A 16,532-nucleotide genomic window follows, 5' to 3' on the forward strand; every position below is an offset into this window, starting at 1 on the left:
AATAAGCCGCCAATGCCAGTAGTAGCTCACTGACTTGGCGGCTTTTTATAATCTTAGAGCTTTGAAATAACCATGGAAATGATAATACCAGAAACTGAAATCCAAAAGAAATAAGACTTTACGATCCTGCCAATCAATGAATCTTGAAATTGAAAATGCTTCTTTTGATTATGTTCCATATTCAAATCAGTGACTGATCCGCTATTGCCACCCAAACCAGTTACACTAGTAAATCCCTGGCTCAATGCACCTTTTGCAATACAAGTTACAATAAGCAATAATAAAGAACCCATGAACAAATAATTGGAAATCTGTATCAACATGAAGTCACCAATCCTTTCATTGTCCTCCTTTTATCATAATTTGAAATATATTCCACGTCAATGATCCGATGATTTTCTACCCTGTTCCTTATCCTGTTCACCTTACTAAATCAATCAAAATCCGTAAAATATATAATAGATACACAATCAGGAGGTCTATCATGAAAAAATTCACTCAAATTTCTACTGTATTATTAGCAAGTACAGTGCTGCTAGCCGGATGTGGCGGTGGTGAAAAACCAGCAGATAAGCCAGATGCAACAGCAGCAAACGGCTCCAAGGAAAAAGTTAAGCTCGCTATCTGGCACAACTGGTCAGGACAAGACGCTAAAGCACTAGCTATGCGTAAAATTCTCGATGATTTCAAAGCACAAAACGCTGATATCGAGCTTGAAATTGAAGGGCTTCCAACAGACGGCCTCAAAACACGGTTGAAGACCGTAGCCGCGGCCAATGAAATGCCGGATTTGTTCGTCATGTGGCCAGATGCGATGACGAAGGAATTTGTTAGCGGCGACCTTTTGCAACCGATCAATGAATTTCTAGACAGCAAGCCTGAGTGGAAAGGCAATTTCATTCCGAACGCGCTCGATGGCTATACAGTTGACGGAAAAATCTATTCCGTACCTATGAACTTATCGCCGACTTCCTTCATTTATTACAACAAGGCTCTTTTTGATCAACATAACGTACAAGTTCCCAAAACGTGGGACGAGCTGAACGCGGCGATCAAAACGTTTAACGATAATAAAATCATCCCCATTGCTCTCGGTAATAAAGCAAACTGGGCTGTACAGTCCACCATGTTCAGTGCGATTGCTGATCGGACAACAGGGAGCGAATGGTTCCTCAAGGCTGCGAGTCAAAATGGAGCGAAGTTCACAGATCCTGAATTTATTCAATCTTTGAAAACATTAAAGGCTCTTGGTGATGCCAAAGCTTTCCAAGATGGATTTAACAGCATTGATCAAAACCAAATGAGACAGCTCTATTTCCAAGGTAAAGCAGCGATGTTTATTGACGGCGGTTGGGCGATGGCTGACGTTGTTCAAAATACACCAAAAGACGTCTTGGCTAACACGCACGTAACGCTGCTGCCTCCCGTTGCAGGCGGTAAAGGCGAAGCTCAATCCACATCCGGCGTTGTTGGAACCGGCCTTGGCGTTAGCAAAAAAGTAACAGGTGCGAAGAAAGAAGCTGCACTCAAATTATTGTACGCTTTATCCGGACCTGAAGGTCAACAAGCAACGCTTAACAGTTCTACATTAGTTAGTTACAAAATTGATCTCGATCCAAGCAAAGCGCATCCGCTCTTCGTTGAATTGAATGATTTGATGAAGAAAACGAAAATCACGCCAGTGTACGATGCCAAATTAAGCTCCGCAGCTGTAGAGGTTATTAACAACGGCCTGCAAGAACTGCTCATGGGCGGAAATCCAGAGGCTATTGCCAAAAAGCTTCAAGATGCACAAGCAGCCTCACTCGGCAAATAAGACATCCTACAATACCTGTATCCAGCCCTCCACATGTGTGGCAGGGCTAGATACTTTCACTAGTAAAGGAAGTGAGAATAATGAATGCATCTTATGTCCGCAGGTTCGTTGTACTAAGTCTTCTGCCTGCTATTCTGGTCTATGCTTTATTTGTTTTTGTACCTGTCATCTGGTCTACGTACTACAGTTTCTTTGATTGGAAAGGGATCGGCGCAGCAAAATATATTGGTCTGAAAAATTATGTGGAGATTATCCATGACACCATCTTTTGGAGAGCCATGAAGAACAACCTTATTTTCTTGGTTGTTTCCGTATTCGGTCAACTACCAATCGCTCTCGTGCTCGCCATCCTGCTTCATAAAAGTAATGCGCTTCAACGATTCATCCGCTCAGCCGTGTTTGTTCCTATGGTGCTGTCTTCCGTCGTCATCGGGATGATCTGGCAATATATTTATCATCCGCAGATCGGGATTCTTAATTTCCTACTCGATAAGCTTGGTCTAGAAAGCTGGAAACTGCAATGGTTATCCGATACGAAAATTGCCATCTTCGCACTTGCGCCTCCACTGATCTGGAGCTTCGTAGGTCTGTATCTCATTATTTTCATTTCAGCCTTTCAAAATATTCCCGGCGAGATTCACGATGCCGCCCAGATTGATGGCGCAGAAGGTACGCGTAAGCTCATCTCCATTACACTTCCGATGATCTGGACGACGGTGCAAATCGCGATCATTTTATGTATTTCCGGCAGCTTGAAATCCTTTGATTTGGTCTATGTCATGACGAAGGGCGGCCCGGCGCATGGAACCGAATTACTCGCTACGTATATGTATAACTCGACCTTCTCCTCTTACCGTTACGGATTCGGGAGTGCCATTTCGACTTCCATCGTCCTGATCAGTCTCATCTTTATTGGTTTAAGCCAGTGGATCACCAGTCGTAAAACGAAAGCATAAGAAGGGAGGAATGTGAGCATGCAACCCCTTGCTGCACAACCGACACAAGCAAGATCATCTAGACGAAACTTTTCATTTGGAGCATGGAAACAAGGCGTACTTTGGACGTTCTTGACACTTTATGCTATTTTAACGTTATATCCGCTGTTCTGGTTGGTGTTATCCTCATTCAAAACGAACGCTGAATTCTTCAACAGCCCGTTCGGACTGCCAGCTTCTTGGCAATTCTCAAACTACGTTACCGCTTGGAAATCTTCCAAAATGGGGACTGCCTTCCTTAACTCTGTTATCGTTTCCTTGGTTTCACTCGCTCTTACGCTATTCGTTAGCTCACTAGCCGCCTATGTGCTGGCCAGAATTAAGTTTCGTTTCAAAGCTATTATATTAACGTTCTTCGTCATCGGCATGCTGATCCCTATCCACAGCACTTTGGTTCCCCTATTCATACTTATGAAGCAAGTGGGCCTACTGAACTCGTATTGGGCACTCATTCTGCCTTACACAGCCTTTGCTTTGCCGACGGCCATTTTCGTACTGACAGCCTACTTGGCTTCTGTACCCAAAGAAATTGAGGAAGCTGCTTATATAGATGGTACACGGCTTTGGGGTGTGTTTTGGCGTATTATGCTGCCAATTTCCTTACCCGCCTTATCGACCGTCATTATTCTAAGCTTTCTGCACTTCTGGAACGATTTCTCGTTCGCCCTTGTTTTTATTAGCAAAAGCAGCTTAAAAACATTGCCTCTCAGTATCGCGAACTTTGCTGACGGCTATCAAACGGATTACGGTTTAACCTTAGCTGCCATGACCATTGCCGTTATCCCTACCATTGCTGTGTACTTGGCCTTCCAAGAACAAGTTATGAAGGGCATGACAGCCGGAGCTGTGAAAGGTTAATCTTACGACTAAGAAGACAACGAAGGGGGAGATCTTGAGATGATCAAATGGTTTGGCTACTCATTAAGGCGCAAGCTATCTGTGATTATGCTCGTTACGACATTAATCCCCTTGTTGTTTCTTGGTACGTTCGCCTTCACCATTTCTTCCAACATTACGGAAGAGAAAGCCCAACAGGCAGGTCTGGACACACTCGCTCAGATGGATGCCAAATTCCGTTTTATTTTGAGAGACGTTGAGAATATCTCCCTCTTTTTAATTGGGCAAAGTGATGTTCAAGCTTATATGAAGAAACCCGATGAGACACGAGCCCAAATTCTCGGCCTCATGACCAATCTTGTTTACTCCAAAGATTACATTTCCAATATTACGATATTTCCAAAAAATGCGAGTGCCAGCGAACCTCTGGCCACATCAACCATCTATAAAACGGATTTCAGCCAGCAAATAGATATTGAACAGATTACGGATAAAATGTGGACAAACCTCTATCACATCGAAACTTATTTGGGTGATCGGCAAGTCTTTTCCTTCATACGCCCTTTGCGAAGCTACAATAACTATCAGACACTCGGCTGGCTTTCGATTACATTAGATGAACAAGTACTTTCCCGAATATGGTCCGAACCGCAGCTAGCCGAGGGACATGGACAAGTTGCCCTGTTGAATAGTCGGAATGAGATTATGTCAGCCACGGATAAAAGCTGGCTCACTGGGCCTATTGAAACGTTGTTTCCAAGCGTGAATGAGCACATCAAAACCGGAACTTCTGGCGAATGGACCTTTGGTAAGGGGAACGATAAGCAGAATATTCTTTACTATCGGGAGCCTTCGACCGGCTGGACCTTAATCGGTGTTATCCCCTCGGAATTATATAGTGCTCAGAATCGGTACATTCTGCAATTAACTGGCGTAGCTGTTGTACTAGCTGTGCTAACTAACATTGTACTTACCTTGTTTGTGATCCAAAGGGTTACCAATCCGCTTCGTGCTTTAGCCCGTCTGCTAACCAAAATCAATCCAAGTGAGCCCTTGCCGCAATATCCGGCTGATTCTAGGGATGAAATTGGTCGACTGGCTCAAAGCTACAACATGTTGGGCACGCATATCGAGGCACTCAAAACACAGCTCATTCATGATGAAACACGTAAGAAAGAAGCCGACATGCGGGCGCTGCAAGCTCAAATTAATCCACATTTCCTGTACAACACACTTTCATCCATTCATTGGATTGCACTTCTGACCGAAGAAAATCGCATCGCCGAAATGGTCGGTGCCCTGAGTGATTTCCTTCGTTTCAGTTTAAACAAAGGCAAGGAATATTGCACCGTCTCTCAAGAACTCGCGCATATCCGTAACTATGTGCAGGTCCAAGCCATTCGTTTCCCCGATGAATTCGAAGTCGACTTTACGATCGATGAAAGGTTGAATGACACGTATATGCTGAAGCTATTACTCCAACCCCTTGTTGAGAATGCGATGATTCATGGCATACAGAAAAAAGAAGCGAAAGGCATCATCTCTATCTATGCCGAGCAAAAAGGCAGTTTAATGAGCTTCAAGGTCATGGATGATGGAATCGGCATGTCCGAGGATCAACTAAAAACGGTGAGGGAAAGTTTAAATCCTCAGAAGGGCCTACCTGCCTCCGATGCCAGCTACGGCATGCGCAATGTACATGAACGGCTGCAGCTGCATTACGGACCGGAATCTGGGCTTATCATCGAGAGCCGGTTATATGCTGGCACTTGTGTTTCTTTTTCCATTCCAATATTGGAGGATTTCCATGAGAATCATGATCGTTGACGATGAAGTCATTATTCGTACGGGTTTGGCGAAAGTCATCAAGTGGAAAGAAATTGGCATCGAACTTCTTCAACCGGCAGCTTCTGCGGAAGAAGCACTTCGGCGTTTACCGGAAGAGCATCCTCATATTTTGTTGACGGACATTCGCATGAAGCATATGAACGGCCTGCAGCTTGCGGAGAAGGCCAAAGAAATCATACCTGAAATCGAAACCATCATTCTCTCGGGATATGATGATTTCGTCTTTATGCAGCAGGCGATCCGACAAGGGGTCCGTGATTATTTGTTGAAAACAAGCCGTCCCGAAGAAATTATGAAGACAGTCCTGCAGGTCAAGCAAAGAATCGAAGAAAAGTGGAAACATCACAATCAAGATCAGTACAAAAATAAAGAGATTCGCAACCGTCTATTTGAACAATGGATTATTGAAGGTGAAACCACCGCCGTTGATTCTGCCTTACTGACCGAGTACTTGCCTCTCTTGTTTCCTCCAAAGAATGCTGGTGAAATTAAGCTTCAAATTTACGTTATCGCCGCTGAAGGTTGGGGTGAATCAACTTCTACGACGTCTCTTCTTTTATTCGCTGTGGATAACATGCTTCATGAACTCCTAAAGTGTGAGACATTGATTTATAAACAACGAATTGTCGTTGCTACACGCAAAGAACAAGGTGCCGAGCTCGACATATATCCTTCCACAGCTCTAAACAAAATTGAACAATTACTGAAATGCAAAGTTTGGTTGTCCCTCGGAGAGCTTGTTCATCAGGGAGAAGACTTGCATAAATCGTATGCCACAGCTGATTATGCCTTTAGCTATAAACCTATATTGGAGCAATCGATACTTCATTACTCGGATATCGCCCTACGCAAAGGCGGCAAAACGGTTTGTACGCATGAAGAAGAACGAGAGCTCTCTGCTATCTTACTCGAGGATGATTCTATTGCGTTGAAAGGCTGGGTTCAAAGATATATGCAGCCTGAGCTCGATGATCCCCAGATGACGATTGAATCGTTGGAGTCAATGATTCGCTCGGCCGCGCTCTCTGCCCATCGATGGCTGGAACGCGTGTTAACCGCTACAGGCCGTGCCGGAAATATCGACGAACAGCTCAGTCCGCTGGTCATCAACCGCGGCGCTGTACTTAAGGATGTGTTGTTTCAGCATTTGCTTGCCCTCATGGAACTTTACCACCATCGCCTTGCGGGAGGCCAAGCTACACATACCCAGAAAGCCATGGCTTATATTCAGCAAAATCTAGGCAATGACGTGGGCTTGCAGCAAGTGGCGAAATTCGTCCACCTGCATCCTAATCATTTAAGTGAAGTATTTAAAAAAGAAGCCGGTATGACATTCGGTGATTATGTGACGAGACAGAAAATAGGCCGTGCCATGGAAATCCTCACCGTTTCCCCTGCCAAAATTGCTGAAATCGCAGGTGTAGTCGGTTTTGAGGATATTAAATATTTCAGTCAAGTATTCAAGAAATTCACAGGAAAAACACCAAGCGAGTTCAGAGAAGAAGCTGCCCAGCATCTGGGACAGATACCGAAACCGTAAGGTGCATGAAGCCAAGGGAGAGAATTAAATGGAACTATCAGGTTTATGGAGACTTCAACAATTCGAGGTTGGGCAGGCCAGACCGCTGGAAGTAGCGGCTGCTGGACTTGACGACCGATTCTGGATTACTGCACAAGTGCCTGGTGACGTGCATTCAGCTTTAATAGAGCGAGGCCTCATCGATAATCCCTATTTCGGTCATAATGACGCGAAAAGCCGCTGGATCGAGCAGAAGGAATGGTGGTATCGCTACGCGTTCAATTATGCTCTGGATGAAGAACCTGAAGTGAAGCATGAGTTGACCTTTGATGGCCTCGATACATTCGCCACCATCTATGTCAATGGTAAGGAAATTGGCACCACCAACAATATGCTAATGGGCCACACGTTCGATATCACCCGAGTCCTTGTCGATGGGAAAAATACGATAGCGGTCAAATTTGATCCGCTTTATTTGCACAATCGGGATAAAGAGCTGTTCCAATGGTCTTCCTATACCAAGGAGCGCCCTTGGCTGCGTAAAGCCGCAATGAATTTTGGCTGGGACTGGGGCCCACGGATGGTTACGGTTGGCATCTGGGGAAAGGTTTATATTGAGCGTAAGCGCCTCGCTAAGCTGGATAGTGTCTTTGCAAGGACGGCAGCTGTTAATGAGACTGCTGCTTCCATTAAGCTCGATGTCGATGTCATTGCTTTCCGAAAAAATGTAGAGCTTGAGTGCGAAGTACGTTTAAAAGCGGAAGATGGCCTTGTCGTTACTTCCTTACATGGGATGGTAAATGAGCAAACAGGCAGATCGACAACAAGCATATTTACAATGGATGTAGCGAACCCTCAACTATGGTGGACGCATGACTTGGGCAAGCCTTATTTGTACGAATTAGAAGTGCTTCTGTATGCGGATGGAGAGCTTGTCGATCTCTATAAGAAGCCATTTGGCATAAGGACGATTGAGCTCGAACTCAAAGATGAACACGGTCAACATGCGTTTGCTTTTATTCTAAATGGCGTCAAAATATTTGCCAAAGGTGCCAACTGGATTCCGGCCGATCACTTCATCGGAAGCATTCCTGATCAGCGATATCGCGATCTGATTGATCTCTCCGTCAACTCGAATATGAACATGCTGCGCATTTGGGCTGGCGGTATTTATGAGAAAGATGTGTTTTTCGAGGAATGCGACAAGCGCGGTGTGCTCGTCTGGCAGGACTTTGCCTTCGCCAATGCACTCTTCCCTGATTTTAACCGAGATTTTATGGATAATGTTCGCAAGGAAGTCATTTATAACATTAAGCGTTTACGGAATTATACATCCCTTGCCTTGTGGTGCGGAAACAACGAAATCGACTGGCTGTATGATATGAAATCCGCCGGTGGCGATATTACATGCCCGTTCTACGGTGAAGTCATCTACCATGAACTCATTCCAGAAGCACTTGAGCTCCTCGACGACAGTCGAGCTTACTGGCCTTCTTCCCCCTTCGGCGGCAGTGACGCGAACGATCCGGATGTCGGCGACCGCCATAACTGGCAGGTGTGGCACGGCTCCGTGTACCCTCGCCAATTCGGCGATAAGCCTTTGTTAGATTACAGCATCGAAGGCGTCACATTCAAAAATTACAAAAAAGACTTCACCCTGTTCAGCAGCGAATTCGGTATGCATGCTTCGGCCAATCGCTATACACTCGAGAAAAATATCCCTGACGGCCAATTTTACTGGAATAGTGTAGAGATGGCATACCGCAATAAGGATACGAACCATCAGAAGGGCATCCTGCTCATGGAAGGCTATACCGGCATTCCGGCCAACATTGAAGAGTACATGAACTTCTCTATGCTGACCCAAGCCGAGGGCTTGAAGTATGGTATTGAGCATTATCGCCGCAATAAGCACCGCACAAGCGGATCGCTCGTTTGGCAGCTCAATGATAGCTGGCCAGGAACCAGTTGGTCACTGATCGACTATGAACTGCTTCCGAAAGCATCCTTTTACTATGCGAAAAAGTTCTATCATCCGCTGCTGCTTTCCATCGATCATGAACCGGGCCAGCCGCTGCATGTCTGGGCAGTGAACGATACGCTGAGCTCTCTGCAAGGGCAAGTATTGCTGTCTGTGTTTAACTTCTCAGGTGAGCTGCTGTTCAGCCATGCTTTCGATGCTCAGGTGAGGCCGAATGCAGCATTGCTTCTTGGAAGCTTGGATGAAACGAATATTTTGCAGGGCGCTTCGCCGAATCAGGTCGTTGTGAAGCTTAGCACAACCGACTGGGATGCACCGGACAACCTAATCTACCTGCGCGACCAAAAGGATCTCAAGCTCCCTACTACCACGTTAAGCGTGAATGTGGATGAAGCTGCGCAAACCGTTCAAATCACTGCATCCGGCGCCCACGCGCGAATGGTGAAGATCGATCTACCACAAGGCAATATCCGCTTCAGCGATAATTTCTTCGACTTGCTGGCTGGTGAACAAGTCACCGTGCACATTAGTGATTCCGCTGGAAGTAAAGTATCATTGAAAGAGCTGAACGTGAGTGCAATGAACTTGTAGGCTGGTAGGTGCCACTTCTATGGAACTCTACTCTGTGCTACTACTTCTAAGGAACTCTATCCTGTGGCGTGTGATGTGATACAACATTTAACAAATTATAGAAAAAACCTAGATAAAATCTTGCATTTTATACAACAACATTACCTTCCATACTTGTTAAACAAATAAGATAAGCCGCCAAATACCAGTTGAAGATCCTGGGGTTAGGCGGCTCTTTCTATTCTGTATTTCCAATATGGCACTCAAAAAAAGTACCCTCATGCTAATGGTCTTGGACGACCAATTTGCATGAGGGTGCGCTATCTTCTATGCATTTTGTAGATATGATTCCATAGCCTTAGCTAATTTCTGCATACCGAGAATCGTGTTCGCACGATCCGTATGTGTGTAATTCAGGCGCATCGTGTTGTATTGTGGATTTTCAGCGTAAAATGTAGATCCTGGAACAAAGGCTACGCCTTCTTTTACCGCGATTTTCAGCAGATCCTCTGCACGAATATGCGCTGGCAGCTCCACCCAGATGAACATGCCGCCCTTCGGTTCTTCCCACTTCAGTCCAGGCCAGTTTAAATCTTTCAATAGGCCTGACATGAATTTCATCCGATCCAGATATTGCTCACGAATTAAGGAGATATGTGCGTCGAGATCAAAGTGCTCAAGCAAATGATACAGCGTTTGCTGATCAATCGTGCTGGAGTGCAGATCCGCAGATTGCTTAAAACGGGCAATTTGGCGAATAATGGTTTCGTCGCCCATTACCCATCCTGCTCGGAAGGCAGGCGCGACGGTTTTGGAGAAGGTGCTGGTGTAAACAACATTCCCTCCTTCGGCTTTCCCTCCCAAAGAGAAGATGGATGGGTAGGTTTCGCTTTCGTCAAATTGGATTTCTCCATACGGATCATCTTCCAGAATAAGCACTTCCGCGCCGCGGCAAATATCCAGTAAGCCTTGACGGCGTTCCAAGCTCCATGCACGGCCTGCCGGGTTGGAGAAGGTCGGAATGACATAAACCATCTTCGGATTGTGCTTCGCAATTTTGGCCGATAGATCTTCAAGAATCATACCGTTATTATCGCTATCAACCGAATAAATCTTAGCGCCTTTGGCTTGAAATACTTGAATCGCCGCCAAATACGTTGGGCTTTCAACAAGAATGACATCGCCTTCATCAATATAAACACGCGTAAGAAGATCAATCGCTTGCTGAGAACCCGTCGTCAGCAGCATCTCATCAGGTGTTACTTGCATATTCTTAGCAGCCATCCGTTTGCATAAGGATTCACGAAGTGGCTTGTAGCCCTCGGTCAAACCATATTGCAGCGCTGACTTCCCGCCGCCGATCACTCTTTGAAACGCATCAGCAACCGCGTCCAAAGGAAAAAACTCTTCAGCAGGCAATCCGCCGGCAAAAGAAATAATCGAACTGCCTTGTGTCAGCTTGAGAATTTCTCTTACCGCCGAGGATGAGAAACCTTCAAGCGATTTAGAAAATCGATATTTCATAAATGGACGCATCCTTTCGCATTTGTAGAAAACACCCCTCCTCGCGATGCTTGGAGGTGAGGTGCTTATCTGGGTGGTGCCGTGGACTCAAGGTTCTTAAATCAACGTGACGTTGCTTCTGTTGCTTGTTGGGGTTTTGCGTTTTTCAATGAGCCTGTTCACAGCGTCCAAATACGCTTTGGCGCTTGCTTCCAGAATATCCGTAGAAATACCGCGGCCTTGAACGGATACATCGTTCTGTTTAAGAACAACGTGAACTTCGCCTAATGCATCTTTTCCGTGGGATACGGATTTGATGGAGTAGTCGTCAAGTTCGACATCTTCCTTCGTTGCTTTATCAATCGCATTATATATCGCATCAACCGAGCCGTTCCCGACTGCGCTTTCCGCCACTTCGGTGCCGTCCTGGAAGCGAACATGAACCGTTGCCGTTGGTGTCATCTGGTTGCCATAAGCAACCTGAAGCGTGCCTAGCGCAAAAATTTCCGGCGTCTCGATCAGTTTCTCTTCGATCAGTGCACGGATATCTTCGTCTTCAACCTGCTTCTTGCGATCTGCCAAATCTTTGAACTTGGCGAAAGCCGTATTCACTTGCTCGTCTCCGAGGTCATACCCAAGATCAATGAGCTTCTCACGGAACGCATGGCGTCCGGAGTGTTTACCCATCACGAGCTTACTTTCCTTGACCCCGATGGTCTCAGGGGAAATAATCTCGTACGTCGTTTTTTCTTTGAGCATCCCATCCTGATGGATGCCGGACTCATGGGCGAACGCGTTAGCCCCGACGATCGCCTTATTGCCTGGCACCACCATGCCGGTCAGCTTGCTGACCAAACGGCTGGTGCGATAAATCTCTTTCAGCACAAGCGAAGTTTTCGCTTGGTAGAAGTCCTGGCGCGTCTCGAGCGCCATCACAACTTCCTCGATCGAGGTGTTGCCTGCTCGCTCGCCGATCCCGTTGATGGTGCCTTCGATTTGATCAGCACCATTTAGTACAGCAGCTAGCGCGTTAGCCGTAGCCATTCCGAGGTCGTCATGGCAGTGCGCGCTCAGTTGAATCTTCTCAATGCCTGGCACGGTCTCCTTCAGCATTTTGAAAATATTGCCGTAGTCGTACGGTGTCATAAAGCCGACTGTATCCGGAATATTCACGACGGAAGCGCCAGCGCGAATAGCCATTGCTGTTACTTCCGCGATGAAATCCAGCTCAGTACGCCCTGCATCTTCGAGTGAAAACTCGATTTTGCTGAAATACTTCTTCGCATATTTAATCGCTGCTTCGGCTGTTTCCAGCACTTGATGCTTCTCCATCCGCAGCTTATGCTGCCGATGAATCGGGGACGTCGCTAGGAATAGATGAATACACGGGTCCTGAGCGCCCTGGAGCGCTTCACGGACAGCCTCGATATCATTCTCCCTCGAACGGGACAAACCGATGACAGAGGCATTCTTGACGGCTCTAGCTACGGCATTCACGCCGGCCAAGTCACCAGGCGATGCGGCTGGGAAACCAGCCTCCATACGATCAACGCCAAGCTTCTCTAGCTGCAGCGCGATCTCGACTTTCTCCTGCGTGTTCAGGTTCACACCTGGCGATTGCTCTCCGTCTCTAAGCGTTGTATCAAAGATGTAGATTTTGCGCACCATGTCACCTCCTAAGAGATTTCTATTAAATTGATTAAACCTAATTCTAACTGCTGACCGTTCCGTTCTTCAGCATTTGTCTCCGATCGTTTCTTGAAAACGTGTCCCCCTCATCTGAATAAACAAAAGGTAGGGACACGTTTTCAAATACGAACGCTACGCTTCTCCGACAAACACTGAGCCCTCCACTGGGCATTTCGAAGAAGGATTTAAAGATTTAGATATAAATTTTTACTCGTCTTTATAGTATTCACAGGGAGTGATTGGGAAATTCTCCTCAATCACTCCCTGTGGAAGGTATTGCTATAAATTAGTACTTATAATTACTTTTTGATCCAGTGCATCATTTCGCGCAGTTCTTTACCAACCACTTCGATTGGGTGCTGTGCTTCATTGCGGCGAGTTGCGTTCATGAAAGCAAAGTTGGATTGGTTTTCCAAGATGAAGTCGCGAGCGAATTTACCTTGTTGAATATCAGTAAGAACAGCTTTCATTGCTTTTTTCGTTTCAGCTGTGATAATACGAGGTCCAGTTACATAGTCACCGTATTCAGCTGTGTTGGAGATGGAGCTGCGCATGGAAGCAAGTCCGCCTTCATACATCATATCAACGATCAACTTCAGCTCGTGCAGACACTCGAAGTAAGCCATTTCTGGTGCATAACCAGCTTCAACCAATGTTTCGAAACCTGCTTTAACCAATTCAGAAGCACCGCCACAAAGAACAGCTTGCTCACCGAACAAATCAGTTTCTGTTTCTTCACGGAAAGAAGTTTCGATAACGCCCGCACGTGTACAGCCGATACCTTTTGCATAAGCAAGACCGATTGCTTTTGCGTTGCCAGTAGCGTCTTTCTCGATTGCGATCAAGCCAGGAACGCCAAAGCCTTCAACATAAGTACGACGTACCATGTGGCCTGGGGATTTAGGAGCTACTAAGAATACATCTGTACCTTCAGGAGCTACGATTTGTCCGAAATGGATGTTGAAACCATGGGAGAACATGATTGCTGCGCCTTTTTTCATGTTCGGTTGAATGGACTCACGGTAAACGCGAGCTTGTGTTTCATCCGGCATCAAGATTTGGATCACGTCAGCGCGTCTTGCTGCTTCTTCAACGGATACAACTTCGAAACCATCATTTTTTGCAGAGTTCCATGAACGACCTTCACGAAGTCCGATAATAACGTTCAATCCGCTGTCACGCAAGTTTTGTGCTTGTGCGTGCCCTTGGGAACCATAACCAACAACTGCAATCGTTTTACCTTTAAGTACCGCTAAGTCTGCATCTTTTTCATAGTAAGTAGTAACTGCCATTCGAATAAATCCTCCTTTGATATGATGAATCCGTATTGTCTACCCCTTGAGTGGGTGTTTCAACGATTTACCCTTTTCAAGCGCTAAAGAGTACACCGCTGAAAGCCCCACTCAAGGAGGCTTTACCTCTTTACCCAAACTGCCTTATTACTTATTTAACTGAACCGCGAATCATCGCTGTGACTCCCGTGCGGGAAAGCTCGCGGATGCCATAAGGACGAAGTAATTCGACCATAGCATCTATTTTATCTGAATCTCCAACAACTTGCACGATAATTGAGGCTGGCCCAATATCTACAACTGCGGCGCGGAATGTCTCTACAATACCGAGTATTTCCGGACGCATAATCGGTTCTGCATTTACTTTAATGAGTGCCAGTTCTCTGGCAACCATTGGATTCGAGCTTAGGTCGATGACTTTAATAACATCAATCAACTTGTACAATTGCTTGGAAATTTGCTCAAGCGTGTTGTCGTCCCCTGTGGTAACGATAACCATTCGGGAAAGTCCGAGTTCTTCGGACTCCCCTACGGTGATGCTTTCAATATTGAAGCCTCTGCGTCCGAACAAACCGGATACACGCTGCAGGACACCAGGCTGATTGTTTACGAGTACGGAAACTGTATGTTTTGTTGTCATTCCGAATCCCCCATTAACATGTCACTAATTGTATCGCCTGCTTTAACCATTGGGAACACATTCTCTCCTTTTGGCACGACGAAATCAATAACGACAGGACCCGGTGTATCGAGTGCTTCCTGCCATGCTCTTCTTGCTTCTTCTTTCGTCGTGGCACGCAAGCCTTTTACGCCGTAAGCTTCTGCCAGTTTCACGAAATCAGGGCTGCCAGCCAGGTCAATGTGGCTATAGCGGTTATCATAAATGATCTCCTGCCATTGACGAACCATGCCAAGCACTTGGTTGTTAATAATAACAACCTTCACCGGAATGTTGTTAATCGCACAGATCGCAAGCTCTTGCGCACACATTTGAACGCCGCCGTCACCATTAATGGATACAACGAGTTTATCCGGGTTACCCATTTGAGCACCAATCGCTGATGGGAATCCGAAGCCCATCGTGCCAAGACCACCGGATGTAACCAAGGAACGCGGGTTTTTGAAGCGATAGAATTGAGCAGCCCACATCTGATGCTGTCCAACGTCTGTCGTTATGATCGCTTCGCCTTTCGTCGTCTCACTAATCATTTCGATAACGAATTGTGGTTTCAATTCCGTCTCGGTATTGCCGTATTTCAGAGGGAACTTCTCTTTGCTTTCCTGAAGCTCAGCAATCCACGCTCCGCTCTTCGCAGGCTTTGCTTTGGTGTTCGCATATTCCAGAACAGCTTTCACATCGCCAACACATGGGATATCGGTCTTCACGTTCTTGCCGATTTCTGCAGGATCAACGTCAATGTGAGCGATTTTCTTCACTTTTGGAGCAAAACCGTTCAAATTCATCGTTACGCGGTCATCGAATCGGGAACCGATAGAAATCAAAAGATCCGCATTCTGAATGGCTGTGTTCGCTGTAAACGTCCCGTGCATCCCAGGCATTCCGAGCCATAGCTCATGCGCGCTTGGGAAGCCGCTTAATCCGAGCAAGGTCGTTGCAACCGGAATCTGTGTTTTATTAACAAACTCGATTAATTCATTGGATGCGTCTGCGTATACAACACCGCCGCCTGCAATAATGACTGGACGTTCTGCTTCTTCGATAGCTTTGATCAGCTTATCCACTTGCAGTTTGTTCGGTTGCACCGTTGGGTTATAACCGCGGATGCTTACATCCGACACGGGTTTAAATATCGCTTTATGAGCGGAGACATCCTTTGGTATGTCAATGAGAACCGGACCTTTACGACCTGAGTTCGCAATATGGAACGCTTCATGAATGATGCGTGGTAGATCGTTTACGTCTCTAACCAAGTAGCTGTGCTTCGTAATCGGCATTGTAATACCGGTAATATCAGCCTCTTGGAAAGCATCCGTACCAATGAAGTTTGTAGCCACGTTTCCTGTAATGACGACTAACGGAACGGAATCCATATATGCTGTAGCAATTCCTGTGACGAGGTTCGTTGCCCCCGGTCCGGAAGTTGCGATACATACGCCAACTTTACCTGTGGAACGTGCGTATCCATCAGCTGCGTGAATGGCGCCTTGCTCATGTCTAGTCAATAAGTGGTTAAAATCATCAAAACCATGCATCGCATCGTAGATGTACAAAACAGCGCCGCCCGGATATCCAAAGACGCAGTCCACACCCTCCAGCAATAAGCTTCTTAGCAGAATTTCGGAGCCTGTAATCAGGTCCGGCTTCATAAGCTTCTCAATTAATTCTTCTTTTGACCTCTTTGGTTCAGTTTGAACATTCATTGTGATCCTCCTCTCAAAAAGTAAGTTCATGTGAATCATCGAGCTTTCTTAGACAATAAGAAAAACCCCTATTCATCCCATACACGCACGTAACGTGTAA

General features: G+C 46.1%; 12 protein-coding genes. 6 read left to right on the plus strand and 6 right to left on the minus strand.

Annotated elements, in window-relative coordinates:
* Positions 1–53: 53 nt before the first annotated feature.
* Complete coding sequence (locus tag QFZ78_RS17610) at positions 54–323, minus strand: hypothetical protein (RefSeq protein ID WP_307549484.1); 270 nt, start codon at positions 321–323, stop codon at positions 54–56.
* A gap of 161 nt (positions 324–484) precedes the next feature.
* Here QFZ78_RS17610 and QFZ78_RS17615 point away from each other — a divergent pair, with 161 nt between their 5' ends.
* The 6 genes from QFZ78_RS17615 (at position 485) to QFZ78_RS17640 (ending at position 9,587) form a co-directional block, all read left to right on the plus strand.
* Positions 485–1,816: an extracellular solute-binding protein gene (locus tag QFZ78_RS17615; protein ID WP_307549486.1), complete on the plus strand. Its 1,332-nt coding sequence runs from the start codon at positions 485–487 to the stop codon at positions 1,814–1,816.
* 80 nt (positions 1,817–1,896) lie between these two features.
* Positions 1,897–2,772 carry a carbohydrate ABC transporter permease gene (locus QFZ78_RS17620; protein WP_307549487.1) on the plus strand — a complete coding sequence of 292 codons (876 nt, stop codon included), beginning with the start codon at positions 1,897–1,899 and terminating at the stop codon, positions 2,770–2,772.
* 18 nt (positions 2,773–2,790) lie between these two features.
* Entirely contained in the window at positions 2,791–3,669 is an 879-nt protein-coding gene (locus QFZ78_RS17625; protein ID WP_307549489.1) for a carbohydrate ABC transporter permease, read from the plus strand.
* 39 nt (positions 3,670–3,708) lie between these two features.
* A complete protein-coding gene (locus QFZ78_RS17630) occupies positions 3,709–5,475 on the plus strand; it encodes a sensor histidine kinase (RefSeq protein WP_307549491.1) in 1,767 nt (588 codons plus the stop codon).
* Positions 5,456–7,036, plus strand: a complete 1,581-nt coding sequence (locus QFZ78_RS17635) for a response regulator (protein WP_307549492.1) — start codon at positions 5,456–5,458, stop codon at positions 7,034–7,036. Before QFZ78_RS17630 ends, QFZ78_RS17635 begins: the two co-directional genes overlap by 20 nt.
* A 28-nt stretch (positions 7,037–7,064) precedes the next feature.
* Positions 7,065–9,587, plus strand: a complete 2,523-nt coding sequence (locus QFZ78_RS17640; protein WP_307549494.1) for a beta-mannosidase — start codon at positions 7,065–7,067, stop codon at positions 9,585–9,587.
* Positions 9,588–9,893: 306 nt separating this feature from the next.
* Here QFZ78_RS17640 and QFZ78_RS17645 read toward each other — a convergent pair whose 3' ends face one another.
* The 5 genes from QFZ78_RS17645 to ilvB form a co-directional block, all read right to left on the minus strand.
* The gene (locus QFZ78_RS17645) at positions 9,894–11,090 is read right to left on the minus strand and encodes an aminotransferase-like domain-containing protein (RefSeq protein ID WP_307549496.1); all 1,197 of its coding nucleotides are present in this window, start codon (positions 11,088–11,090) and stop codon (positions 9,894–9,896) included.
* 96 nt (positions 11,091–11,186) lie between these two features.
* Positions 11,187–12,734, minus strand: coding sequence for a 2-isopropylmalate synthase (locus tag QFZ78_RS17650; RefSeq protein WP_307555759.1), 1,548 nt, complete (start codon positions 12,732–12,734; stop codon positions 11,187–11,189).
* A 323-nt stretch (positions 12,735–13,057) separates the two neighbouring features.
* On the minus strand, positions 13,058–14,050 hold the full coding sequence (gene ilvC / locus QFZ78_RS17655; RefSeq protein WP_307549497.1) for a ketol-acid reductoisomerase: 993 nt from the start codon (positions 14,048–14,050) through the stop codon (positions 13,058–13,060).
* A gap of 151 nt (positions 14,051–14,201) precedes the next feature.
* Positions 14,202–14,690 carry an acetolactate synthase small subunit gene (gene ilvN / locus QFZ78_RS17660; RefSeq protein WP_057305082.1) on the minus strand — a complete coding sequence of 163 codons (489 nt, stop codon included), beginning with the start codon at positions 14,688–14,690 and terminating at the stop codon, positions 14,202–14,204.
* Positions 14,687–16,432 (minus strand): biosynthetic-type acetolactate synthase large subunit, encoded by a 1,746-nt coding sequence (ilvB, locus tag QFZ78_RS17665; RefSeq protein ID WP_307549498.1) that lies wholly within the window; start codon positions 16,430–16,432, stop codon positions 14,687–14,689. Before ilvB ends, ilvN begins: the two co-directional genes overlap by 4 nt.
* Positions 16,433–16,532: the final 100 nt, after the last annotated feature.

The sequence above is a fragment of the Paenibacillus sp. V4I5 genome, from assembly GCF_030817255.1.
GTDB lineage: Bacteria > Bacillota > Bacilli > Paenibacillales > NBRC-103111 > Paenibacillus_E.